17 protein-coding genes are annotated in these 19,228 nt (G+C 43.1%); 12 read left to right on the top strand and 5 right to left on the bottom strand.

Annotated features, from left to right (window positions below; translation table 11 throughout):
* Window positions 1-15: 15 nt before the first annotated feature.
* From MUCPA_RS13515 to MUCPA_RS13500, 4 genes are all read left to right on the top strand, one after another.
* Complete coding sequence (locus MUCPA_RS13515) at window positions 16-687, top strand: M15 family metallopeptidase (protein ID WP_008507061.1); 672 nt, start codon at window positions 16-18, stop codon at window positions 685-687.
* A gap of 100 nt (window positions 688-787) precedes the next feature.
* Window positions 788-1,741 (top strand): YihY/virulence factor BrkB family protein, encoded by a 954-nt coding sequence (locus tag MUCPA_RS13510; protein WP_008507060.1) that lies wholly within the window; start codon window positions 788-790, stop codon window positions 1,739-1,741.
* Window positions 1,742-1,763: 22 nt separating this feature from the next.
* Window positions 1,764-3,566 carry an N-acetylmuramoyl-L-alanine amidase gene (locus MUCPA_RS36115; protein WP_008507059.1) on the top strand — a complete coding sequence of 601 codons (1,803 nt, stop codon included), beginning with the start codon at window positions 1,764-1,766 and terminating at the stop codon, window positions 3,564-3,566.
* A 451-nt stretch (window positions 3,567-4,017) separates the two neighbouring features.
* Window positions 4,018-5,142 (top strand): aspartyl protease family protein, encoded by a 1,125-nt coding sequence (locus MUCPA_RS13500; RefSeq protein WP_169316170.1) that lies wholly within the window; start codon window positions 4,018-4,020, stop codon window positions 5,140-5,142.
* 21 nt (window positions 5,143-5,163) lie between these two features.
* Here MUCPA_RS13500 and MUCPA_RS13495 read toward each other — a convergent pair whose 3' ends face one another.
* Entirely contained in the window at window positions 5,164-5,436 is a 273-nt protein-coding gene (locus MUCPA_RS13495) for a hypothetical protein (protein WP_008507055.1), read from the bottom strand.
* Window positions 5,437-5,729: 293 nt separating this feature from the next.
* Between MUCPA_RS13495 and MUCPA_RS36110 the strand changes: the two genes are divergently transcribed.
* Together MUCPA_RS36110 and MUCPA_RS13485 are read left to right on the top strand one after the other, a co-directional pair.
* On the top strand, window positions 5,730-8,567 hold the full coding sequence (locus tag MUCPA_RS36110; RefSeq protein ID WP_008507053.1) for a TonB-dependent receptor: 2,838 nt from the start codon (window positions 5,730-5,732) through the stop codon (window positions 8,565-8,567).
* A gap of 80 nt (window positions 8,568-8,647) precedes the next feature.
* The gene (locus MUCPA_RS13485) at window positions 8,648-9,631 is read left to right on the top strand and encodes an alpha/beta fold hydrolase (RefSeq protein WP_040625923.1); all 984 of its coding nucleotides are present in this window, start codon (window positions 8,648-8,650) and stop codon (window positions 9,629-9,631) included.
* Between the two features lie 623 nt (window positions 9,632-10,254).
* Here the strand turns inward: MUCPA_RS13485 and hisS are convergent.
* Window positions 10,255-11,631, bottom strand: coding sequence for a histidine--tRNA ligase (gene hisS, locus MUCPA_RS13480; protein ID WP_008507051.1), 1,377 nt, complete (start codon window positions 11,629-11,631; stop codon window positions 10,255-10,257).
* 487 nt (window positions 11,632-12,118) lie between these two features.
* On the opposite strand from hisS, the gene MUCPA_RS36105 reads away from it, so the two are divergent.
* Window positions 12,119-12,649 carry a GNAT family N-acetyltransferase gene (locus MUCPA_RS36105; protein WP_157543895.1) on the top strand — a complete coding sequence of 177 codons (531 nt, stop codon included), beginning with the start codon at window positions 12,119-12,121 and terminating at the stop codon, window positions 12,647-12,649.
* 5 nt (window positions 12,650-12,654) lie between these two features.
* Here MUCPA_RS36105 and MUCPA_RS13470 read toward each other — a convergent pair whose 3' ends face one another.
* Both MUCPA_RS13470 and gltX read right to left on the bottom strand, forming a co-directional pair.
* The gene (locus MUCPA_RS13470; RefSeq protein WP_008507049.1) at window positions 12,655-13,098 is read right to left on the bottom strand and encodes a low molecular weight protein-tyrosine-phosphatase; all 444 of its coding nucleotides are present in this window, start codon (window positions 13,096-13,098) and stop codon (window positions 12,655-12,657) included.
* Between the two features lie 28 nt (window positions 13,099-13,126).
* A complete protein-coding gene (gene gltX, locus MUCPA_RS13465) occupies window positions 13,127-14,647 on the bottom strand; it encodes a glutamate--tRNA ligase (RefSeq protein ID WP_008507048.1) in 1,521 nt (506 codons plus the stop codon).
* Between the two features lie 343 nt (window positions 14,648-14,990).
* On the opposite strand from gltX, the gene MUCPA_RS13460 reads away from it, so the two are divergent.
* The 3 genes from MUCPA_RS13460 to MUCPA_RS13450 are packed head-to-tail and all read left to right on the top strand — an operon-like array spanning window position 14,991 to window position 17,126.
* A complete protein-coding gene (locus tag MUCPA_RS13460; protein ID WP_040625921.1) occupies window positions 14,991-16,199 on the top strand; it encodes a sensor histidine kinase in 1,209 nt (402 codons plus the stop codon).
* Entirely contained in the window at window positions 16,192-16,698 is a 507-nt protein-coding gene (locus tag MUCPA_RS13455) for a DinB family protein (RefSeq protein ID WP_008507046.1), read from the top strand. Before MUCPA_RS13460 ends, MUCPA_RS13455 begins: the two co-directional genes overlap by 8 nt.
* Entirely contained in the window at window positions 16,698-17,126 is a 429-nt protein-coding gene (locus MUCPA_RS13450; protein ID WP_008507045.1) for a hotdog fold thioesterase, read from the top strand. Before MUCPA_RS13455 ends, MUCPA_RS13450 begins: the two co-directional genes overlap by 1 nt.
* Window positions 17,127-17,402: 276 nt before the next feature.
* Here the strand turns inward: MUCPA_RS13450 and MUCPA_RS13445 are convergent, their stop codons facing one another.
* The gene (locus tag MUCPA_RS13445; RefSeq protein WP_008507043.1) at window positions 17,403-17,768 is read right to left on the bottom strand and encodes a DUF6249 domain-containing protein; all 366 of its coding nucleotides are present in this window, start codon (window positions 17,766-17,768) and stop codon (window positions 17,403-17,405) included.
* Between the two features lie 291 nt (window positions 17,769-18,059).
* Here MUCPA_RS13445 and MUCPA_RS13440 point away from each other — a divergent pair, with 291 nt between their 5' ends.
* The gene (locus MUCPA_RS13440; RefSeq protein ID WP_008507042.1) at window positions 18,060-18,641 is read left to right on the top strand and encodes an RNA polymerase sigma factor; all 582 of its coding nucleotides are present in this window, start codon (window positions 18,060-18,062) and stop codon (window positions 18,639-18,641) included.
* A complete protein-coding gene (locus tag MUCPA_RS13435; RefSeq protein WP_008507040.1) occupies window positions 18,638-19,138 on the top strand; it encodes a hypothetical protein in 501 nt (166 codons plus the stop codon). Before MUCPA_RS13440 ends, MUCPA_RS13435 begins: the two co-directional genes overlap by 4 nt.
* The last annotated feature ends 90 nt before the right edge of the window (window positions 19,139-19,228 follow it).

Raw genomic sequence — 19,228 nt, 5'->3', positions numbered from 1 at the left:
CGCTAACCAACCACAATGAGGTACCCCGCGCTGATCCTTCTTCTTTTTACTGTATGGCAGCTATCAGCCCAAAACTACCGCGATTCGTTACATGTTGCCGGTAAGGCCCAGTATCTGGCCCAGGTAAGCAAAGATCATAATAAGGCCCTTGTTGAAATAAAAAAATACATTCCCGCTATTCAGCTGGATATACGCTATGCTACCACCGATAACTTTATGCATCAGCGCATGTATACCCAGGCCAGGGCATTTACCCGCCTGCCGGTTGCCAAAGCCTTAATGCTGGTAATGGCAGATTTAAAAGAAAAAGGCCTTGGCATAAAAGTTTACGATGGCTACAGGCCTTATGCCGTAACCGAAAAGTTTTACGAAAAAGCAAGCGACAAGCATTTTGTTGCCGACCCGAAAAAGGGATCAAAGCATAATCGCGGCTGCGCGCTCGATTTGAGTTTGATTGATTTGAAAACCGGTAAAGAACTGGAGATGCCTACCTCGTTTGATAGTTTTAGCCCCAAAGCTGCCGCTGATTATACTGCTCTGCCGCAACAGGTGATTCAGAACAGGGAACTGTTAAAATCGGTAATGCAAAGCCATGGTTTTAAAGTATTGAGTAACGAGTGGTGGCACTTTGATTTTAACGGCTGGCAAAACTTTGAGTTGCTCGATGTTCCGTTTAACCAGCTTTAGAAAAAACAACGCGCCGGCAAACTTTAAGGCATTAAAATTGCTTTGGTTTAAACAAAACAAATTGTTGTTAAAATAACAACCAAACTTTAAAACATTGCCAATGAAGTATGTAACCAAAAAATCCTTACTGTCCGTTTGGAAAGTAGCAAGCGCTACCTTTAATGGGTTTTTAGATGATAAAGGCCTTAAACTTAGTGCTTCATTAGCCTATTATACTGTATTTTCAATTGCCCCGTTATTAATATTGTTAATATCGCTGGCCAGTTTTTTTTACGGTCAGGATGCTATCCAGGGCAAAGTATTTTCGCAGGTAAATGCCTTCGTGGGCAACCAGGCAGCGGCCCAAATCCAATCTATGATTAAAAGCGTATCCCTTTCGGGCAAAACAGGCGTTGCCGTAGTTACGGGTATCATCACCCTCATTTTGGGTGCCTCTGGAGTATTTTTGGAAATACAGGAATCGTTAAACATTATTTGGCGGGTAAAAGCCAAGCCTAAGCGTGGTTGGGTTAAAATGATAACCAATAGATTATTATCTTTTTCGTTAATTATCGGATTGGGTTTTTTGCTGATCGTATCCCTTATTATCAATGGGGTGATTATTGCTTTAAGTGATCATTTAACTCATTATTTCCCTAACGCTACCTTGCTGGTTCTTAATGTAATTAACCTTGGCCTAACCTTTATTGTTATCTCGGCACTTTTTGGCATCATCTTCAAATTTTTGCCCGATGTTAATATTAGCTGGAAAGAAGTACGCATGGGTGCGTTTTTTACAGCGTTGCTGTTTATGCTGGGTAAATATTTAATCGGCATCTACATCACAACCACAGGTACCGGTTCCACCTACGGCGCCGCAGGATCCTTAATCGTGATACTGGTGTGGATTTATTATACTTCGGCTATATTGTACTTCGGTGCCGAGTTTACTCAGGTTTATGCCGAGTTTACTGGCTGTAAAATACAACCGGCAGAATATGCTGTTGCTGTTATTCAAAAAGAGGTAGAAAAAGAAGTAGCCACACTACCGCCGCAAAATCCTGATCTGAAATAAATGATTTTTGTTAGATTAGGGCATGAAATTGCTCATCCTCTTTATTTCGATAGCGCTATGCTTTGTTCTTAACGCGGTAAATGCCCAGGATCAAGCCCATAATTTTATCAGGCTGGTTAATCCTGTAAAAGAAACAACGGTTGTTAACTCGCCCAAATTTTATATTACAGGGCAAACAACTGCTGGTGCCCAACTGATGCTGGATACCTTACCGGTTAAAGTTTACACTACCGGAACATTTGCCCAGCCGCTTAGCCTAAACGAAGGGAACAACACATTTAAGCTCACATCCATCCTGCAAACAGATACTCTTGTAAAAACATTTACAGTTACCTATAACAAACCTTTGCAAGCCCAGCCAACCCGGGGCTTTGCTATCGAGTATGTTAAAACCATACCAGCAATCAACCAATGGTTACAACCCGGAGACCGCCTTCAAGTGGTAATGAAGGCTACACCCAATATGAGGGCCTCGTTTTTAAAGGGCATTGAGATGACAGAAGTTGATTCGGCCGAGGTGGGAGTGAGTGGTATTTACCGCGGAGAATATTTAATTAAGCAAGGCGATACTTTGGCTGAGGCCCCCATTCAATTTAGGTTAAGTGATAACAAGAATATTCTGCATGCCGAAACAGCCAGCAAGCTTACCATACTCAGCGGCGAACGAACCATCATTGGATTAACTACCGGCGACCGCCCATATCTGGACTACGGCCTGGGAACCGACCGGCTTGGAGGGGCTAAACTTGTTTACATTGACACCCTGGTACAACTCAACATTACCGGGAAATTTGGTGATAGCTACCGCGTTAAACTCGCTGCCGACCAACAAGCCTATGTACCTAAACAAAATGTGGTTTTGCTTAGCGGCGTACACTTTGCGCCGGTATCGTTAACCGGTAACTGGACGGCAAGCGGCGACGATCAGTACGACTATTTATCAATTGGCCTGGATAAAAAGCTACCTTATTCATCATCAACTTTGTTAAACCCTAACCGCATTGTGATTAACATTTACGGCGCCACATCAAACACCAACTGGATTATCCAGAAACAAAGCCTGAAAGAGATTAAAAATACCTGGTACGAACAGGTGAGCAAAGATGTGCTACAGGTTAACATCGATTTGCAACATGCCCAGTTATGGGGATATGATATTTATTACCGGGGCAGCATTTTAATTATTAAAATAAAACATCAGCCGGAAAGTTTTAGCCTGGCTAAATTAACCATAGGGATAGATGCCGGGCATGGAGGGAGCAACCCCGGGGCGGATGGTTTAACAGGTGTGTTAGAAAAAAACATAACGCTTGCTATGGCGCTTAAACTAAAAGCCGAACTTGAAAAAGCAGGTACAAAAGTTGTGATGACCCGCACTACCGACAGTTCTTTTAACAACAGCGCCAGGATCAGGTATATGAAGGCCCAAAATCCCGATCTGCTGGTGAGCATCCACTGTAACTCGGCAGATAACCCTACTGTCCAGGGCAATTCTACGTACTACAAACATTTAGCCTTCAGGCCGCTTAGCCAGCCTATCCATGATGAAATCATCAAAATGGGCATGGCAGACTATGGTAACATAGGTAGCTTTAACTTTGTATTTAATACGCCTACCGAATATCCTAACGTATTAGTAGAAACTGCTTTTTTATCAAACCCCGAAGACGAGGAAAAGATATTGCAAGATAACTTTCAGCAAAAAATGGTTGAAGCCATTGTAAAAGGGATTAAAAACTTCTTACAAGCCCAGGCGCCGGATAGTATTCAACCGCCGCCGCCGATAGAAGAACCTTCTGGCAAAAAGAAAAAGCATTTGGGCTAATATCAGATGCCGGTGCCGGCAGGCGAAGCCCAAAAGCATCGCCTGCAGATTATTAAAGATTGGCTTCCTTCCTAAATAGTATTTTACCCCAGTACCTTAATGCCATGCGTTTTGTTTGTCAGGCACCCGTATCATTTTGAGTATCTTGCTTAAGTCTACATCCTGGAAAAAACTTTTTTTTGCAGGAATTACAAAAAACACTGCCTGTAGATAATGAGATAAAAGCATTTTAGCCCATGTAATGTTTATATTACTAAATTATGAACCCGGTGTTAAATTCATGATTTAACCCTCATTTTATTTGTAAATTTAATTAACCAATTAAACGTTACAGATGCTCCGGCTTTTCACTATAATAAAGTATATTAACATTTGTATGTTGTTGCTTTGGCTGTTTTTGCCCCAGGCAAATGCCCAACAATATTTTCGGTTGGAACAGAAACGGGTAACCATGCACTTCAATTTCATCCGGAACATGATTGTGGTACCGCTTACCATTAATGATAAAGGCCCCTATAATTTTATATTAGATACAGGTGTAGATTTAATGATTATTACCGACCCTGCACTTGTTGATTCATTGAACATTACAAACAAACGGTTGATCAGGGTGACCGGCATGGGCGAAGGCAATGACTTTGAAGCTTATTTAACCTCTGCCCTAAAAGTAAGTATGCCTAATGTGATTGGTGAACACATATCAGCAGCCATTTTAAAAAAGGATGAATTCGGCCTGTCAAACTATGCCGGCATCAATATTCACGGCTTATTGGGGTACGAGTTTTTCAGCAGTTTCTCGGTTCGTGTTAATTTTATGGACAGCACCATAACTATGGCCTCACCTCGGGATATGCGTTTGTTTAAACGTGGCGATAAGATACAAATGAGTATTGAAGATCATAAGCCCTACATCACAAGCAGGATCAGCATCAGCGGCAAAACTCCCGAAAAAGAGAATAAACTCATCCTTGACCTGGGTGCGGGCCATCCCTTATCTCTGGAAAATTTAATAGGCGAAAACAAAGGCTTGCCCGAAAAATTTATCGCTTCTAATTTAGGCATCAGTTTAACCGGACCGATTAACGGTTTTTTAAGCCGGATTGATCAAATTGAAATTGGTAAGTATCGAATAACTAATGTAATCACCTCGTTTCCGGATTATGACACTGTCAAAAAAAATTTGATTGCTGTAAAACGAAATGGCAATTTGGGGATGGAGATCCTTAAAAAATTCAACCTCATTATAGACTACCAAAATGGCATATTATATTTAAAACCCAATTTATCGTTTAAAGATCAGTTTGAGCATGATATGAGCGGCATGGAGTATTTTGCAGACGGGCCCGGCCTTACTCACATCATTATCAACAATGTTGAACGTGGTTCCGCCGCCGCCGAAATAGGCTTAAAAAAAGGAGATGAATTAGTAAAGATCAATTTTGTGCCCGTTGAGCGAATGGGAATTGAACAAATAGACCATGTATTCCGCTCGCGCGAAAACCGCTCCGTGCTCCTCGAAGTTTTTCACGACAATATATACGAAAAATTTATCCTCACTTTAAAAAGAAGAATTTAGCAGGCTCAAATTGTAGTCAGCTTAGCGTAACTCACTCAGATTTTCGTAAAATGCACTTTGCAGGTCGAGTAAAGAGCGTACCTTCATTTTCTCGCCATAGGTATCAAAACATACAAATTCTGATTTTCCGGTCGAATCCGCCTTTCGCTGTTCAATAAAATTGAAGGTTTTGAAAAAATAATGGTCAATGGTAAGGTTGTTTTTTTTAACAACGTTTGACGAATTTAATCTAAAACCCACCATCTTCATCCAGGTATGAATTTTGGAATGAAGGGATTCTCTGATATTAGCCATAAGTTAATGTTTTAAAGTTTAACAAAACCTTAAAGTCAATGTTTCAATAAATTTACAATTGAGTTTAACACAAATGTTTATAAATAAAGTGGAAAAAAGATATGATAATAAAATTAACTCCTTGTTTTTAAGATTGATAGCAATCTTCGCTGCCCAGATTTAATAATATGTAACAATCATATGATTAATAACCAATTCTCATAAAGAAAGTGAACTTTTGTAATGTTAAAATGTCTTTAGTGTAACTATAGATAAATACACCTAAACCAGCACTAAAGAGATATATATCGTATATGAAAAAGCTTTTTACATTTTTTGTTTTTTTTGCACTTGTAGTTTTTAAAGGTTACTCGCAGACGGCGCGGCAGGTACACGGTATAGTAGCCGATTCAACCGGGGTAACCATACCGGGGGCTGTTGTTAAATTAACCTCGGCCACTGATAGTTTAAATGTGGTTACCGATATTAATGGCGTATTCACCTTTGCATCAATTAAGGCAAAAAAATTCTCACTAACCATATTATCCATAGGTTTTCAAGGCTTAAAACGTAATTATACGTTTGACGACGATACCAAACCAGCCAATATCGGGATGATTAAACTCAAAGCCGAATCGAAATTGCTGAATGTGGTTAACATCACCGATGTAAACTCGGTTAAAGTAAGTGTAGATACTACCGAATATAAGGCGAGCGCTTATCCCGTAAGGGCAAATGCGCCGGTAGAGGACGTATTGAAAAAACTTCCCGGTGTTGATGTAGATAAGGACGGTAACGTAACGGCCGAAGGTAAATCGGTAACCAAAGTTAGGATTAACGGAAAAGATTTTTTTGGAGGTGATGTAAAAACAGCTACTAAAAATTTACCGGCTGATGTAATTGAAAGCATCCAGATGATTGATGATTATGGAGACCAGGCTAATTTAACCGGTTTAAAAACCGGCGAGCCAAACAAAATTATGAACATCGTGATCCGGAAGGATAAAAATTATGGCTATTCGCTATCTGCCACTGGTGGAGATGGGGCCGATGCCTTGCCATCTAAACCGGGTATATCAAATGATAACAGGTACCTGGGATCAATTAACTCCTTTAAATTTAATGGCGATCAGCAAATCGCTTTGTTGGGGACCATCAATAACACCAATGTCAACACCTTTTCGTTTGGTGGTGGCGGTGGCGGTGGTGGCGGCGGCCGTGCTGCCAGGCTTGGTGGTGGTGGTACAACCCCATCAAACGGCATAACCGATGCTAAATCAATAGGTTTGAATTTTCGCGACCAGTGGGGGCCAAACTTATCAGTTTACGGTAGCTATAGCTTTGCCGATAACTCGGTTTATACCCTAAATACATCCATTCAAAAAAACAGTAATGGCTCTTTTGTTAATAACTCAAACAGTGTTAATACAGATGGTACCCTAAATCACCGGGTAACCTGGAATATGGAATGGAAACCCGACACGGTAAATTATCTTAAATTTACGCCAACATTCTCTTACTCAAGCACCACGGCTGATGACTTCAGCCAAAACAGTATTTTAAATAGCAATGTACAGACCTTGCTTTACAACTCCAAAACGCTTGGAAATTCAAACTCCCCTAACTACGGTGGTACGTTGTTATATAATCACCACTTTCATAGCGGGCGTAACTTCAGCTTAAATTTAACAGCGAGTACCGGTCCAACCAACCAATTTTCAAACCCGATCACCACTTACATTGTGGGCAGGCCGCCTGTTGATAGCCTTGCTGTTCCGGCTAATCAATTAATTAACACCCATACTGCTACCAATACTGAGGGCATTACCGCATCATATCTTGAACCATTAAGTAAAGTATCCTTTTTAGAAGCTAATTATACGTTTAACCGAAACGCTACCAATACCAGCAGACTGAATGATACAGTAACCGTTAGCGGCCAGCAAAACTACTACGACCTGTTAAGCAATAACTATAATTCTACCTTTACAACACACCGTTTTGGCTTAAATTACCGTTTAATTGAGGCCAAATACAACCTTACCTTGGGCGCAGGCGCTCAGCCGGGTGTGTTAGACGGTAATTCGCCGGCAACAAGCACGTATCCGAGCGTTGTTACGCATGTAAATACCTTTAACTTTATACCGACCGCGCGCTTTGTTTATAATTTTTCGCGCAGCCAGGCATTGAGCTTTAATTACAATGGCGCAAGCAACCAACCTTCCTATTCGCAATTGAACCCACGTCCCGACAAATCCGACCCTACCTATATCGTAACAGGTAACCCTAATCTCGAGCCGGAGTTTAACAACAACTTTTCTATCCGTTACAATAAGTTCAGCTTTGGTACAGGCGATATTTTGTTCACCAATTTATCGTTTACCCAAACCAACAATAAAATTGTAACCAACGTAATTAATAATAATAACGGCACACAGTCTGTCGACTACCGCAACGCCGATGGTTATTACACCGCCAATGGTTTTTTTACCTTTGCTAAACCCTGGTCGCAACGCAAGTACACACTTATATTAAATGGAAATATCAATTATACCAACAATATCGGTTTTTCAAACAATATCAAAAATATCGCTAAGCAATTAACTTATACGCCAGGCGCGCGGTTCAGACTTGATATTACCGACGTGGTGGATGCGCAGGCAAGTGTAAATTACGCAGTGACCACAACCAATAATACAACCTCATCGTTAGATAATCACACGTATCAAACAACTACTTTAGGTTTAAGCGGGAAAAATTATTTTTGGAAAGATTGGACACTGAACTACGATTACAGCAAGGCCATTAACGAGGGATACAGCGGCGCCGTAACAAACCCCAATATTTTAAACGCCTATTTGGAGCGCCGTTTTCTTAAAAATAACATGGCCACCATCCGTGCTTCTGTATTCGATATCTTTAACCAGAACACGGGTTATACCAATACCACCACTGGTAACTACATCACAGAATCAACCGTTAATCGTTTAGGGCGCTATTTCCTAATGACGCTTACCATCCGCCTGCAACAATTTGCCGGCAAAACTCCGGATGATTTTCCAGGTGGTAAAAGAAGAGGCTTCGGCGGTGGTGGTCCTGGCGGCGGCGGCCCCGGCGGTGGTGGTGGCGGCTTTGGCGGCCCTCCTCAATAATAAAATTACAAGGCTCTTTTACAAGGGCCTTTTTTATGCCTTTCTTTTAAACTTTAAGTGTTTACAACTGTAGTTTAAATATGATAAAAAGACTTTTTTTGGCGATGATATTGGTAATAGCGGTTATCCGGATGAGTTTGGCCCAGGATTCGCTATCCATCACGCTCGAGAATGTCAAGTATCCTTACCCGGTTCAATTTCTGCCTTTAAAAATTGAAGGGCAGGATGTGCGTATGGCCTATATGGATGTGAAGCCAGCGGGCGTGGCCAATGGGAGAGTGGTGATCTTGTTCCACGGTAAAAACTTCGGCGGCTACTATTGGACTAACGTGATCAAAGCCTTAACCGCCAGGGGCTACCGGGTAATTGTGCCGGACCAGATTGGTTTCGGTAAATCGTCGAAGCCTTTTATTCATTATAGCTTTCATCAGTTTGCACGCAACAATCATCAACTGCTGGATAGCCTCGGCATAAAAAAGGTAACGGTATTGGGCCATTCAATGGGCGGGATGCTCGCCACGCGCTTCACACTAATGTATCCGGAAATGGTAGAGAAACTGTTGCTTGAAGACCCTATCGGCCTCGAAGATTACCGCACTTTTGTACCCTATACAAGCGCAGAGCAGGATTACCAGACAGAATTGAAAACCACCTATCAAAGCGTAAAAAAGTATTACCAAACATCCTACTTTACCCAATGGAAACCGCAGTATGATGAGCTGGTGCGCATAGGCGCCGGAGTAACAGGCAGTGCCGATTTCCCGCGATATGCCAAAGTAGCGGCCCTTACTTTCGAGATGATTTATGAACAGCCGGTTTGCTATGAGTTTGGATTGATTAAGGTACCTACGGTATTGTTCATCGGCAAGCAGGATAAAACCATTGTTGGTAAAGCCTTATTAAAACCCGAAGTGCAGGCACAGCACGGCCAATATGCCATCCTCGGTCCCGAAACGGCTAAAAAAATCCCCGGATGTAAGTTGATTGAATTTGACAATTGCGGCCATATTCCGCATTGGGAGGTGCCTGAATTGTTTTTAAAGGCTTTGGTGGATAATTTGTAGGTGAACTTCTACAATCCACAACTGTGTCATCTTGAGTAACCGATCCGGCCCATTCGAGAAAACGGAGATGATGTTTGAAAAACATCTTAAACGATGTCGCAATGGCCCTCGGTGAGGTGTGACGGTTTATCAATAATCAGCTTCTTCTCCGCCGTCATTGAGGAGGAACGACGAAGCAATCCCTAAACTGTACAGGGCGAATTTGCATGACCGCGCCGCCTCAGTAGAAATTGCTTCGTTTCATTATACTGGCGTCTTTTTAAGTTATTGATTATCAGCTGGTCTATTTTTGCTCCGATAATCAGTATTCTTAATTTACTACATCGGCCCGCTCAAACGCCGCGGGAAGGGGCTTGTCACTTTTTGTCTTGATACAAAAAGTAACCAAAAAAATCAAGACTGCCCGATCCTTCAGCCCGCGAGGCCAAACCTGGCCCGGCGTGCAGTCTGGCCATTGCCCGATTTCGCCTGTGCGGTAGTAAGATCACAAAGGTTCGAATCTCCTCCCTGCTTTTTCGGTTGGCCGATGGGTTACTCGGATGACATGATGAGGAAGTGCGGCACCGCCCAAATCGACTATTCCATAAATCAATCACTCAATAAATCGATCATTCAATCAATATTTACCCCTCTGCCAGCATCGCCACAATCATCTCTGTGGATAGTTTTTCCTGATCGCCGGTAAGCATGTTTTTGAACGACAGCAAACCGCTTTCCATTTCATCACTGCCAATCACAATCACATAAGGGATCTGTTTGGCATTGGCATAGTCCAGCTGCTTTTTCATTTTTGATCCGGCGGGATATAGCTCAGAGCGGATTTCACGACTGCGCAATTCCTGTAAAAAAGGTAAAGCATAAGTTTCACCATCGTTATCAAAACAGCAAATCAGCACCTGGGTAGTTTGGCCTGCAGCATCGGGGAAAAGTTTTAATTCTTCCAGCACATCATAGATCCTGTCGGCCCCGAAGGATATACCGGCCCCGGTAAGGCCTTTTAAGCCAAACATCCCGGTAAGATCATCATACCGGCCACCACCGCCGATGCTGCCCATGGCAACCTCGTTGGTTTTTACTTCAAAAATGGCACCTGTATAATAGTTGAGGCCACGGGCCAGGGTAATATCCAGCTCAACGGTAGCCTTTTGCAGGTTAAAGCTTTTGAGGTAGTTAAAAATGCTTTCTATCTCATCGCATCCTTTTAAACCTATGGCCGAGTTTTGAAGCGCCTGGCGTAAGCTTGCCAGCTTTTCTTCGTTCGATCCTTCCAGCAAAATAACAGGTTTCAGTTTGCTGATGTCGGTATCGGTAAAGCCCTTTTCGTTCAGTTCTTTAATTACGCCGTCTAACCCTATTTTGTCAAGTTTATCAATGGCGACGGTCAGGTCGATAATCTGATCGGGTTTATCGATCACCTCGGCTATGCCCGATAATATTTTGCGGTTATTAATTTTGATGGTAAAATCCTTTAAACCCAAATTGCTCAGGGCTTCATCATAGATGAGCACAAACTCGGCTTCGTTGAGTAGCGAGTCGGAGCCTACCACGTCGGCATCGCATTGATAAAACTCGCGGTAGCGGCCTTTCTGCGGCCTGTCGGCACGCCAAACCGGCTGCACCTGGAAGCGTTTGAATGGAAATGTGATTTCGTTTTGGTGCATCACCACGTAACGGGCGAAGGGCACGGTAAGGTCATAACGCAGGGCTTTTTCAGAGATATCAGCAATGATTTGCTGTGAGTTATGCGCACTTAGTTTTTGAGCATCCACTTTCGAAAGAAAATCCCCGCTATTCAGTATCTTAAATATCAGCTTATCGCCTTCATCGCCATACTTACCCATTAAGGTTGAAAGATTCTCCATTGCGGGAGTTTCAATTTGTTGGTAGCCGTATTTACGGAATACACTTTTAATGGTATCAAAAATATAGTTACGCTTCACCATTTCGGTGGGCGAAAAATCGCGGGTTCCGCGGGGTACTGATGGTTTGATGGATGCCATGCGGCAAAGGTAAAAAATTGACCGGATTTGAACAGGGTACAATTCTTGTTGTGTCGAATGACAAAGGCCTCCGCCTTAGTTGGTGTCCTCACCAACTGACCCGTGCTGTATTTTCGCGTACAATTTAGCTGTATTGTAAAGTTTAGTATAGAAGATCAGCACAGATTGTTGGTGAGGACACCAACAATGGCGAAAAAATTGACCGGATTTGAACAGGATACAATTCTTGTTGTGCCGAATGACAAAGTCCTCCGCCTTAGTTGGTGTCCTCACCAACTGACCCGTGCTGTATTTTTGCGTACAATTTAGCTGTATTGTAAAAGTTTAGTATAGAAGATCAGCACAGATTGTTGGTGAGGACACCAACAACGGCGAAAAAACTTACAACCTTCAAACCTTACAACTTTACAACTCATCTTTTTACCCAGGCCTTAATATTTTAGTGAAGATTAACTATCTTGTAAAGCCCGATTTAGCATATACACAAATGAAGATCATCACCCGAACGAACCGCCTCGTCATCCGTGAATTTTTACCGGAGGAGGAGCCGCTATTTATAGAGTTGTTTACAGATGAACGGCTTACCGCTTATTTGCCCAAAAGAAATGTGGACGACCTTAAAGCCCTGTTTAAAGATATTATTGCTAACTATACCGCTGGTATACAGTTAACGCGCTGGGCCGTATTTACTGGGGAGGATAATCGTTTTGTGGGCCTGTGCCTTTTAAAGTATATTGATAACGAGCCTTACAATGCCGAACTGGGTTATGTGCTGCATCATGAATTTGCAGGAAAGGGAATGGCTACCGAAATATCTGAAGCACTGCTGGCCTATGGTTTTAAAGAAAGGCACCTTGCCGAGGTTTTCGCTGTGACGGCTCCGGCTAATATCGCCTCGCAACAGGTGCTCAAAAAGGTGGGCCTGGTTCAGGGTGGCAATATATTACGCAATGGCGAAGAGCTGTCTTATTTCAGGATCAAGTCATGGGAGTGGTTAAACCTGAATAGCGCCGGATAACTTATCTATTGGCCCCTGATCAGATCTTTAATCAATTGCCTGCAGCCTGCCTCCACCATTTTATAAACCGGGTCAAACTGGCTGTCGTCATGATAAGGGTCAGGCACGTTGCGGTCGCCCAGCAATAATCTTACTTTTTTTTGATCCGCCTGGTTTCGGGCTTGTGCCAGTACATCTTTCCTGTTATTTTGGTCCATCACCACAATCAAATCAAAGTCATCAAAGTCGCGCACGCTGAACTGCCTGCAAATTTGCCCGCTGATGTCGATGCCGTGGCTGCGGGCTTCGGCTACGGAGCGGCGGTCGGGCCCCTGGCCCACGTGCCAATCGCCGGTACCGGCAGAGTCAACCGTCCAGTCTAAGCCTTCTTTTTTAACCAGGTTTTCCATTACACCATGTGCCAGGGGCGAACGGCAAATGTTGCCCAGGCAAACCATTAATATCTTCATGTTACTTTGTTGGCCGTATTTTAAATGCTTAGGCTGTAAATGCGGTTAATGCCGCTTCAATCCTTTTAACTGTTTCTTCTTTACCCAACAGTGCCGCGATATCAAACACATGCGGGCCAAATTTACCACCCACCAGCATAATGCGGAAAGGCAGCATCACATCGCCAATTTTAAGAGCCTTTTCTTCGGTAAGGTATTTAAATATAATCTCCAGTTGCATGGCTTCCCAAACTTCGGCTTCATCAAACCTGGTCATCAATTCGCTAAAAAATAAAGTTTTGGTATCGCTCCACTTCGGCTTAACAGCGTTGAGGTCGTACTCCGCCGGGATTTGGAAAAAGTACCCTGCTTGTTGATAAAAGTCGGCCAACAAAGTACACCGGTCTTTTACGGTATTAATAACGGTTACCAAATAATCGTCATCGGCTACAGTAATTCCCTTATCCTCCAATACTGCCTTAACTTCGGGCATCAGGCTTCCGGCATCGGTTTTCTTGATCCATTCGGCATTATACCATTTGGCTTTTTCAAAATCAAACTTGGCCCCCGCTTTGCTTATTCGCTCGATAGAGAAGTTTTCAATCAGCTCCTCAATGGTAAAAATCTCCTGGTCGGTACCGGCATTCCAGCCCAGCATGGCCAACAGGTTTACAAAGGCTTCGGGTAAAAAACCCAGTTCGCGAAATCCTGGGGTAAGTTCGCCGGTTTTGGCATCCAGCCAGTTCATGGCATAAACCGGGAAACCTAAGCGCGCGCCATCGCGTTTGCTGAGTTTGCCGTGCCCGTCGGGTTTTAGTATCAGCGGTAAATGTGCCCACTGCGGCATCTCGGCCTCCCAACCCAAATACTTCCACAACAAAATATGAATAGGTGCCGATGGCAACCACTCTTCGCCGCGGAAGGCGTGGGTTATCTTCATTAAATAATCGTCAACCACTACTGCCAAATGGTAGGTGGGCATACCATCCGCTTTGAGTAATACTTTATCATCAACCAGGTTGGTTTCAAAGCTCACGTCGCCACGGATCATGTCGTGAAAACGTACGCTCTCGTCGGCTGGTATTTTTATCCGGATCACATGCGGAACACCGTTATCCAGCAGGTGTTCAACCTCGGCAGTTTTAAGCGATAGCGAATTACGTAAAGTATCGCGATAAACCTGCCCGTATTGAAAGTTAGGTATTTCTTTGCGGGCATGGTCAAGCTCTTCGGGGGTATCAAAGGCATAGTAAGCATGGCCCTGGGCAACTAATCTTTCGGCATATTCGCGATAGATGGATTTGCGCTCGCTCTGGCGGTAAGGCGCGTAATGGCCGCCGACCAGTGGGCTTTCGTCGGGCGTAATGCCGCACCATTTCAGGCAGTCAAGTATATAATCTTCGGCACCTTCCACATAGCGGGTTTGGTCGGTATCTTCAATACGTAACACAAAATCGCCTTTGTGTTTTTTGGCAAACAAATAATTAAACAATGCGGTACGCACGCCGCCCAGGTGTAAACCACCGGTAGGGCTTGGTGCAAAACGGACACGGACTTTAGAACTTGACATGCGGCAAAGGTAATAATTTTGATGGCGGATATTTTGATTTAGGATAGCGGAATTTCGATTTCGGATTTGGTTGATGCCCGCGCCTTAACAGAGACTAATTATTGCAAGAGAGAACTCCGCATCATTTTAACCTTATTGCTAATTACTATATAAGGGCAGAGGAAACATTTGCCATATTATCCCGTTAAAATAAATAATTTATAAAGCGCCAAACAGCGCATCATCACTAAAAAAACAAAAAACGCCCCTTGAAGTACCCCATCTGCCTGATCATCCAGCATAAATGCGCCCCGGTGCATTCGAAATCCGAAAGGAATTACCGTAATTTGGATTGCTGATGAAGATGAATCCATACGAAAACAAACGCCGTTGGAAATATTTACTGCTCTCGTTCGCGGTAATTATAGCAAGCGGATCATTATTGTACACCAATTACCTGGTAAAGGGCATTGCAAAATCTGAGCGCACGCGTGCCGAGGTGTGGGCCCTGAGCATGCGGCAATTGTTTGAGATTGACGATAACGACTTTTACAATTACGTTACCGCCGTTAGGGATAGCCTGGCCGTGCCCGCCATTGTGGTTGACGAAACCGGCGACTTTAAGTTTGCCAGAGGATTAGATTCAACCAAAACTTTTATACAAGACCCCTCCAAGCAACCTAAAAAAAAGAACGTTAAGTTTGATATCCGCTATTTTAGAGCGCAGCTGGATTATATGAAAAGCCAGCACGAGCCTATTAAAATAACAATTTTTAGTAACGAGTACTGGCTGGTTTATTACCAGGATTCGCCTTTGCTTACCCAGCTAAAGGTATTCCCTTATATACAATTGTCGTTAATTGCGGTGTTTTTACTCGTTGCGTATACAGCATTTAATTCGTCGCGAAAATCCGAACAAAACCAGGTTTGGGTAGGTTTGGCTAAAGAGACCGCGCACCAGTTGGGTACCCCGATATCATCGTTACTGGCCTGGATTGAGTTGCTGAAAGATAAATTTAATGCCGAGTCGGATCCGCTGATTGCCGAAATGGAAAACGACGTCAAGCGGTTGGAGATTGTGGCCGACCGGTTTTCAAAGATAGGGTCGAAGCCGGTGCTTGAGGTACATTCGGTTTATGATGTGATTAAAGATTATGTGGATTATTTTAAATTTCGCGTAAGCAACAAAATACATTTCGATGTAAAAGGCGACCCGAACTTAAGAGCCGGGCTTAATGTGCCCCTGTTTGATTGGGTGTTGGAGAACTTATTGAAGAACGCCATTAACGCTATTGATAACACCGGCAGCATACTGGTTGAAATATCAACCAACCCTACCAAAAAACAGATATTGATTGATGTAACCGATACCGGGAAAGGAATACCTAAATCGAAATTTTTAACCGTTTTTCAGCCTGGTTATACAACACGTAAACGCGGCTGGGGCCTGGGGCTTTCGCTTACCAAGCGGATTATCCAGAACTATCACGAAGGGCAAATTTTTGTAAAAGACTCTGAACTGGGTAAGGGTACTACTTTCCGGATCATCTTAAAAAACCGAACCAATGGCTAAACCAATTACAGGCGAATATGCACCGGTGCATGAAACCTACATCAGCAAAGTAGGCGAAGGCGATATTATAGAGATCTTGAAAAGCCAGCAGGAGAGCACTTATGCCTTTTTTAAAAACCGGCCCACCCATAAAGCAACTTACGCTTATGCCGAAGGCAAATGGACGGTTAAGCAGGTGCTGGGCCACATGATAGATACCGAGCGGATTATGACCTACCGTGCCTTACGCATTGCCCGTAACGACGCTACGCCCTTGCCGGGTTTTGAACAGGATGATTATGTGGCCAACTCGCGCCATAACGATTTTGACTTGATGGATATGGCTGAAGAGTTTAAACTGTTGCGCCAGGTTAACCTGTATTTTTTTAAAAGCCTGAACAACGAGGAAAAACAACGCGCCGGTTTGGCCAGCAATTACAGCGTAACTGTAAATGCCTTGCTATACATTATTGCGGGGCACGAAGCACACCACCTGCAAATACTTAAAGAACGCTACTGATGAGCAGGATCTGGTTTGCTGATATAAAGGTAGATTCAATTAATGATAGCCCTAAAAATCATATCGGCGCATTGTTAGGCATTGAGTTTACCGAGATTGGCGATGACTACATTAAGGCAACTATGCCGGTTGATGCCCGTACGCACCAGCCCTTTGGCATTTTACACGGCGGCGCCTCCGTGGTATTAGCCGAAACTATGGGCAGCATTGCTTCGGCTTTAATTGTTGACCCGGAAAAATATATGGCCGTTGGGCAGGAGGTAAATGCCAATCATTTACGCCCGGTAAAATCGGGCCTGGTAACAGGGATATGTACGCCCATACACATCGGCGGCAAAACGCATGTATGGGATATTAAAATTTACGACGATCGCGGCAAAATGAACTGCATCAGCAGGCTGACGGTGGCAATAGTGCCGAGAGTGTAGCTGGGAAGAGTCCATGGTGGGAGAGTCCATGGTCGATGGTCCATAGTCCATGGTTAGAGGCCGGTTCATGGTCAGTCAATTAGTGGATTGTCGATAGTGTAGGTCCATCGTTCGTAATTTGCAACTGGTTGATGAATTATGTCAATAATGATGGCCTAATTAGGCATGATGCAATACTTCTTCGCACTAATACCTTACGGTGATCCATCCAATTAGTTTTTCTCTTTACCATCGGCCATCAGACTTTTCCATGGACTATGGACCATCGACCATGGACTATATACCATCAACTTTCTTATCAATCGTTTCCCGTTTTTCGACAAGGTATGATATCACCAGGCCGATACCTCCAAATATGCCGATCAACGAAAAATAGATCGCTTCGTTTTCATCCTGACTGTGTGTAAAAACGGTATGATCTAATAGGTAAGCTAAAAATAAGCCCAGTCCAGATCCTATCAACAGCAAGCCCCATTTTAAATTGCGGTAGGGTGCGGGCATAGGTTGGGTTTTATATGCCCGGGGGTCCATGCCGCGCTCAATCATGGCCATTTTTTCTCTTTTGTGCAGGTAAACTATCCCAAATATCAAAGCAAACATGGCTAAGGGGACAAGGATGGGTATTAATAATGCTGGATTCATGAAGTTATAAATTTAAAAAATTAATAAATGTTATTTGTTTTAATTCAATGTTGTTGTATTTGTAAGCTATGACTATGTGTTTTTTAAACAGGTTACAGCAAGTCGAAAAAAAATTAAAACAATATGCTGAGGGACGGCTATAACCTTTCCACCAGTGCCCTGCGCCGGGTTCAAAACTACTGTAATTACCTGTTATTGATCATCGCAATCAATAGCTGCCAATAAACTTTACTAAAATATTTACATTTAGCTGTAACCGCACAAAGCATTGATGCGTCATATTGGCAACTGATGCAAACAAAGCTTACAGATATTGAATTGATAGACCAATCCCTGGCGGGTAACCAGGCTGCTTACGCGGATCTGGTAAAGCGCCATCAACGCTTTGTTTTCACGTTAGCATTGCGCTTTGCAAAAGGCCGGGAAGATGCCGAGGAGATTACACAGGATTGTTTTGTAAAAGCGTACCGCTCTTTGTCGTCATTTCAGCGGCAGTCTAAATTCAGCACCTGGCTTTATAGCATTGTTTATACAACCGCCATGACATTTTTGCGGAAGAAAAGAGTTGATACCACCTCTATTGATAACGAAGAGACCTATATTCAATTAGAAAATCATACCTCGGGCATGGAAAACAATATGGCCGAAAGCAAATCCAGGTCGTTTTACTTAAACCAGGCCATTGAGCAGTTATTGCCCGACGATGCCATGATTATTACCTTGTTCTATAAAGCGGAGCAATCGCTCGAAGAAATAGCGCAGGCCATGGGCATGGAGGCCAATACAGTTAAGGTTAAACTATTTAGAGCACGCCAGCGTTTAAAAGACAAGCTGGAGCACAATTTAAAACACGAAGCGAGGGAGCTGATATGAATGAGATAGAAGAAAAACTTTGGAATTATATTGATGGTTCTTGCTCTGTTGAAGAGCAACAGGCCATTGGTATTTTAATTGAAAGCAACGAGGCTTACAAACTAAAATTCGATGAGCTTTTGAAGCTGAATGCCGAATTTGCGGCAATTGAGCTTGACGAGCCATCTATGGCCTTTACCTACAATGTAATGGAAGCCATTCGTACCGAAACGGCACAGCAGCCGTTAAAGGCTGCCATTGACAAAAGGATTATCAGGATAATAAGCGCATTTTTTGTAATTGCCATTGCCTTTATATTAATAGCAGCATTCAGTAGTGTAAATTGGTCGGCAGTTCAGGGTGGTAATTACCAATTTTCTGGGGTTAAAATACCACAGCTTCAAAATTATTTAAGCGCCACGGTAGTTAAAGGCTTTATTTGCTTTGATGTTGTATTGGGTTTAGTGCTGCTTGATTCCTATTTACGGAAAAAAATTTCCAATAAACAGTCAGCATGACAGCATAGTGTATGGCAAAAGCAACACGAAGTGTAGGGCAAAATGACTAATTGAGTTGTCGGAAAGTAAATAAAGACATAAATAGCACCC

Origin of the sequence: Mucilaginibacter paludis DSM 18603 (assembly GCF_000166195.2) — a bacterium.
Taxonomy (GTDB): domain Bacteria; phylum Bacteroidota; class Bacteroidia; order Sphingobacteriales; family Sphingobacteriaceae; genus Mucilaginibacter; species Mucilaginibacter paludis.
The sequence above is the reverse complement of the archived record's forward strand: the minus strand, read 5'-3'. Positions and strand labels throughout refer to the sequence as shown.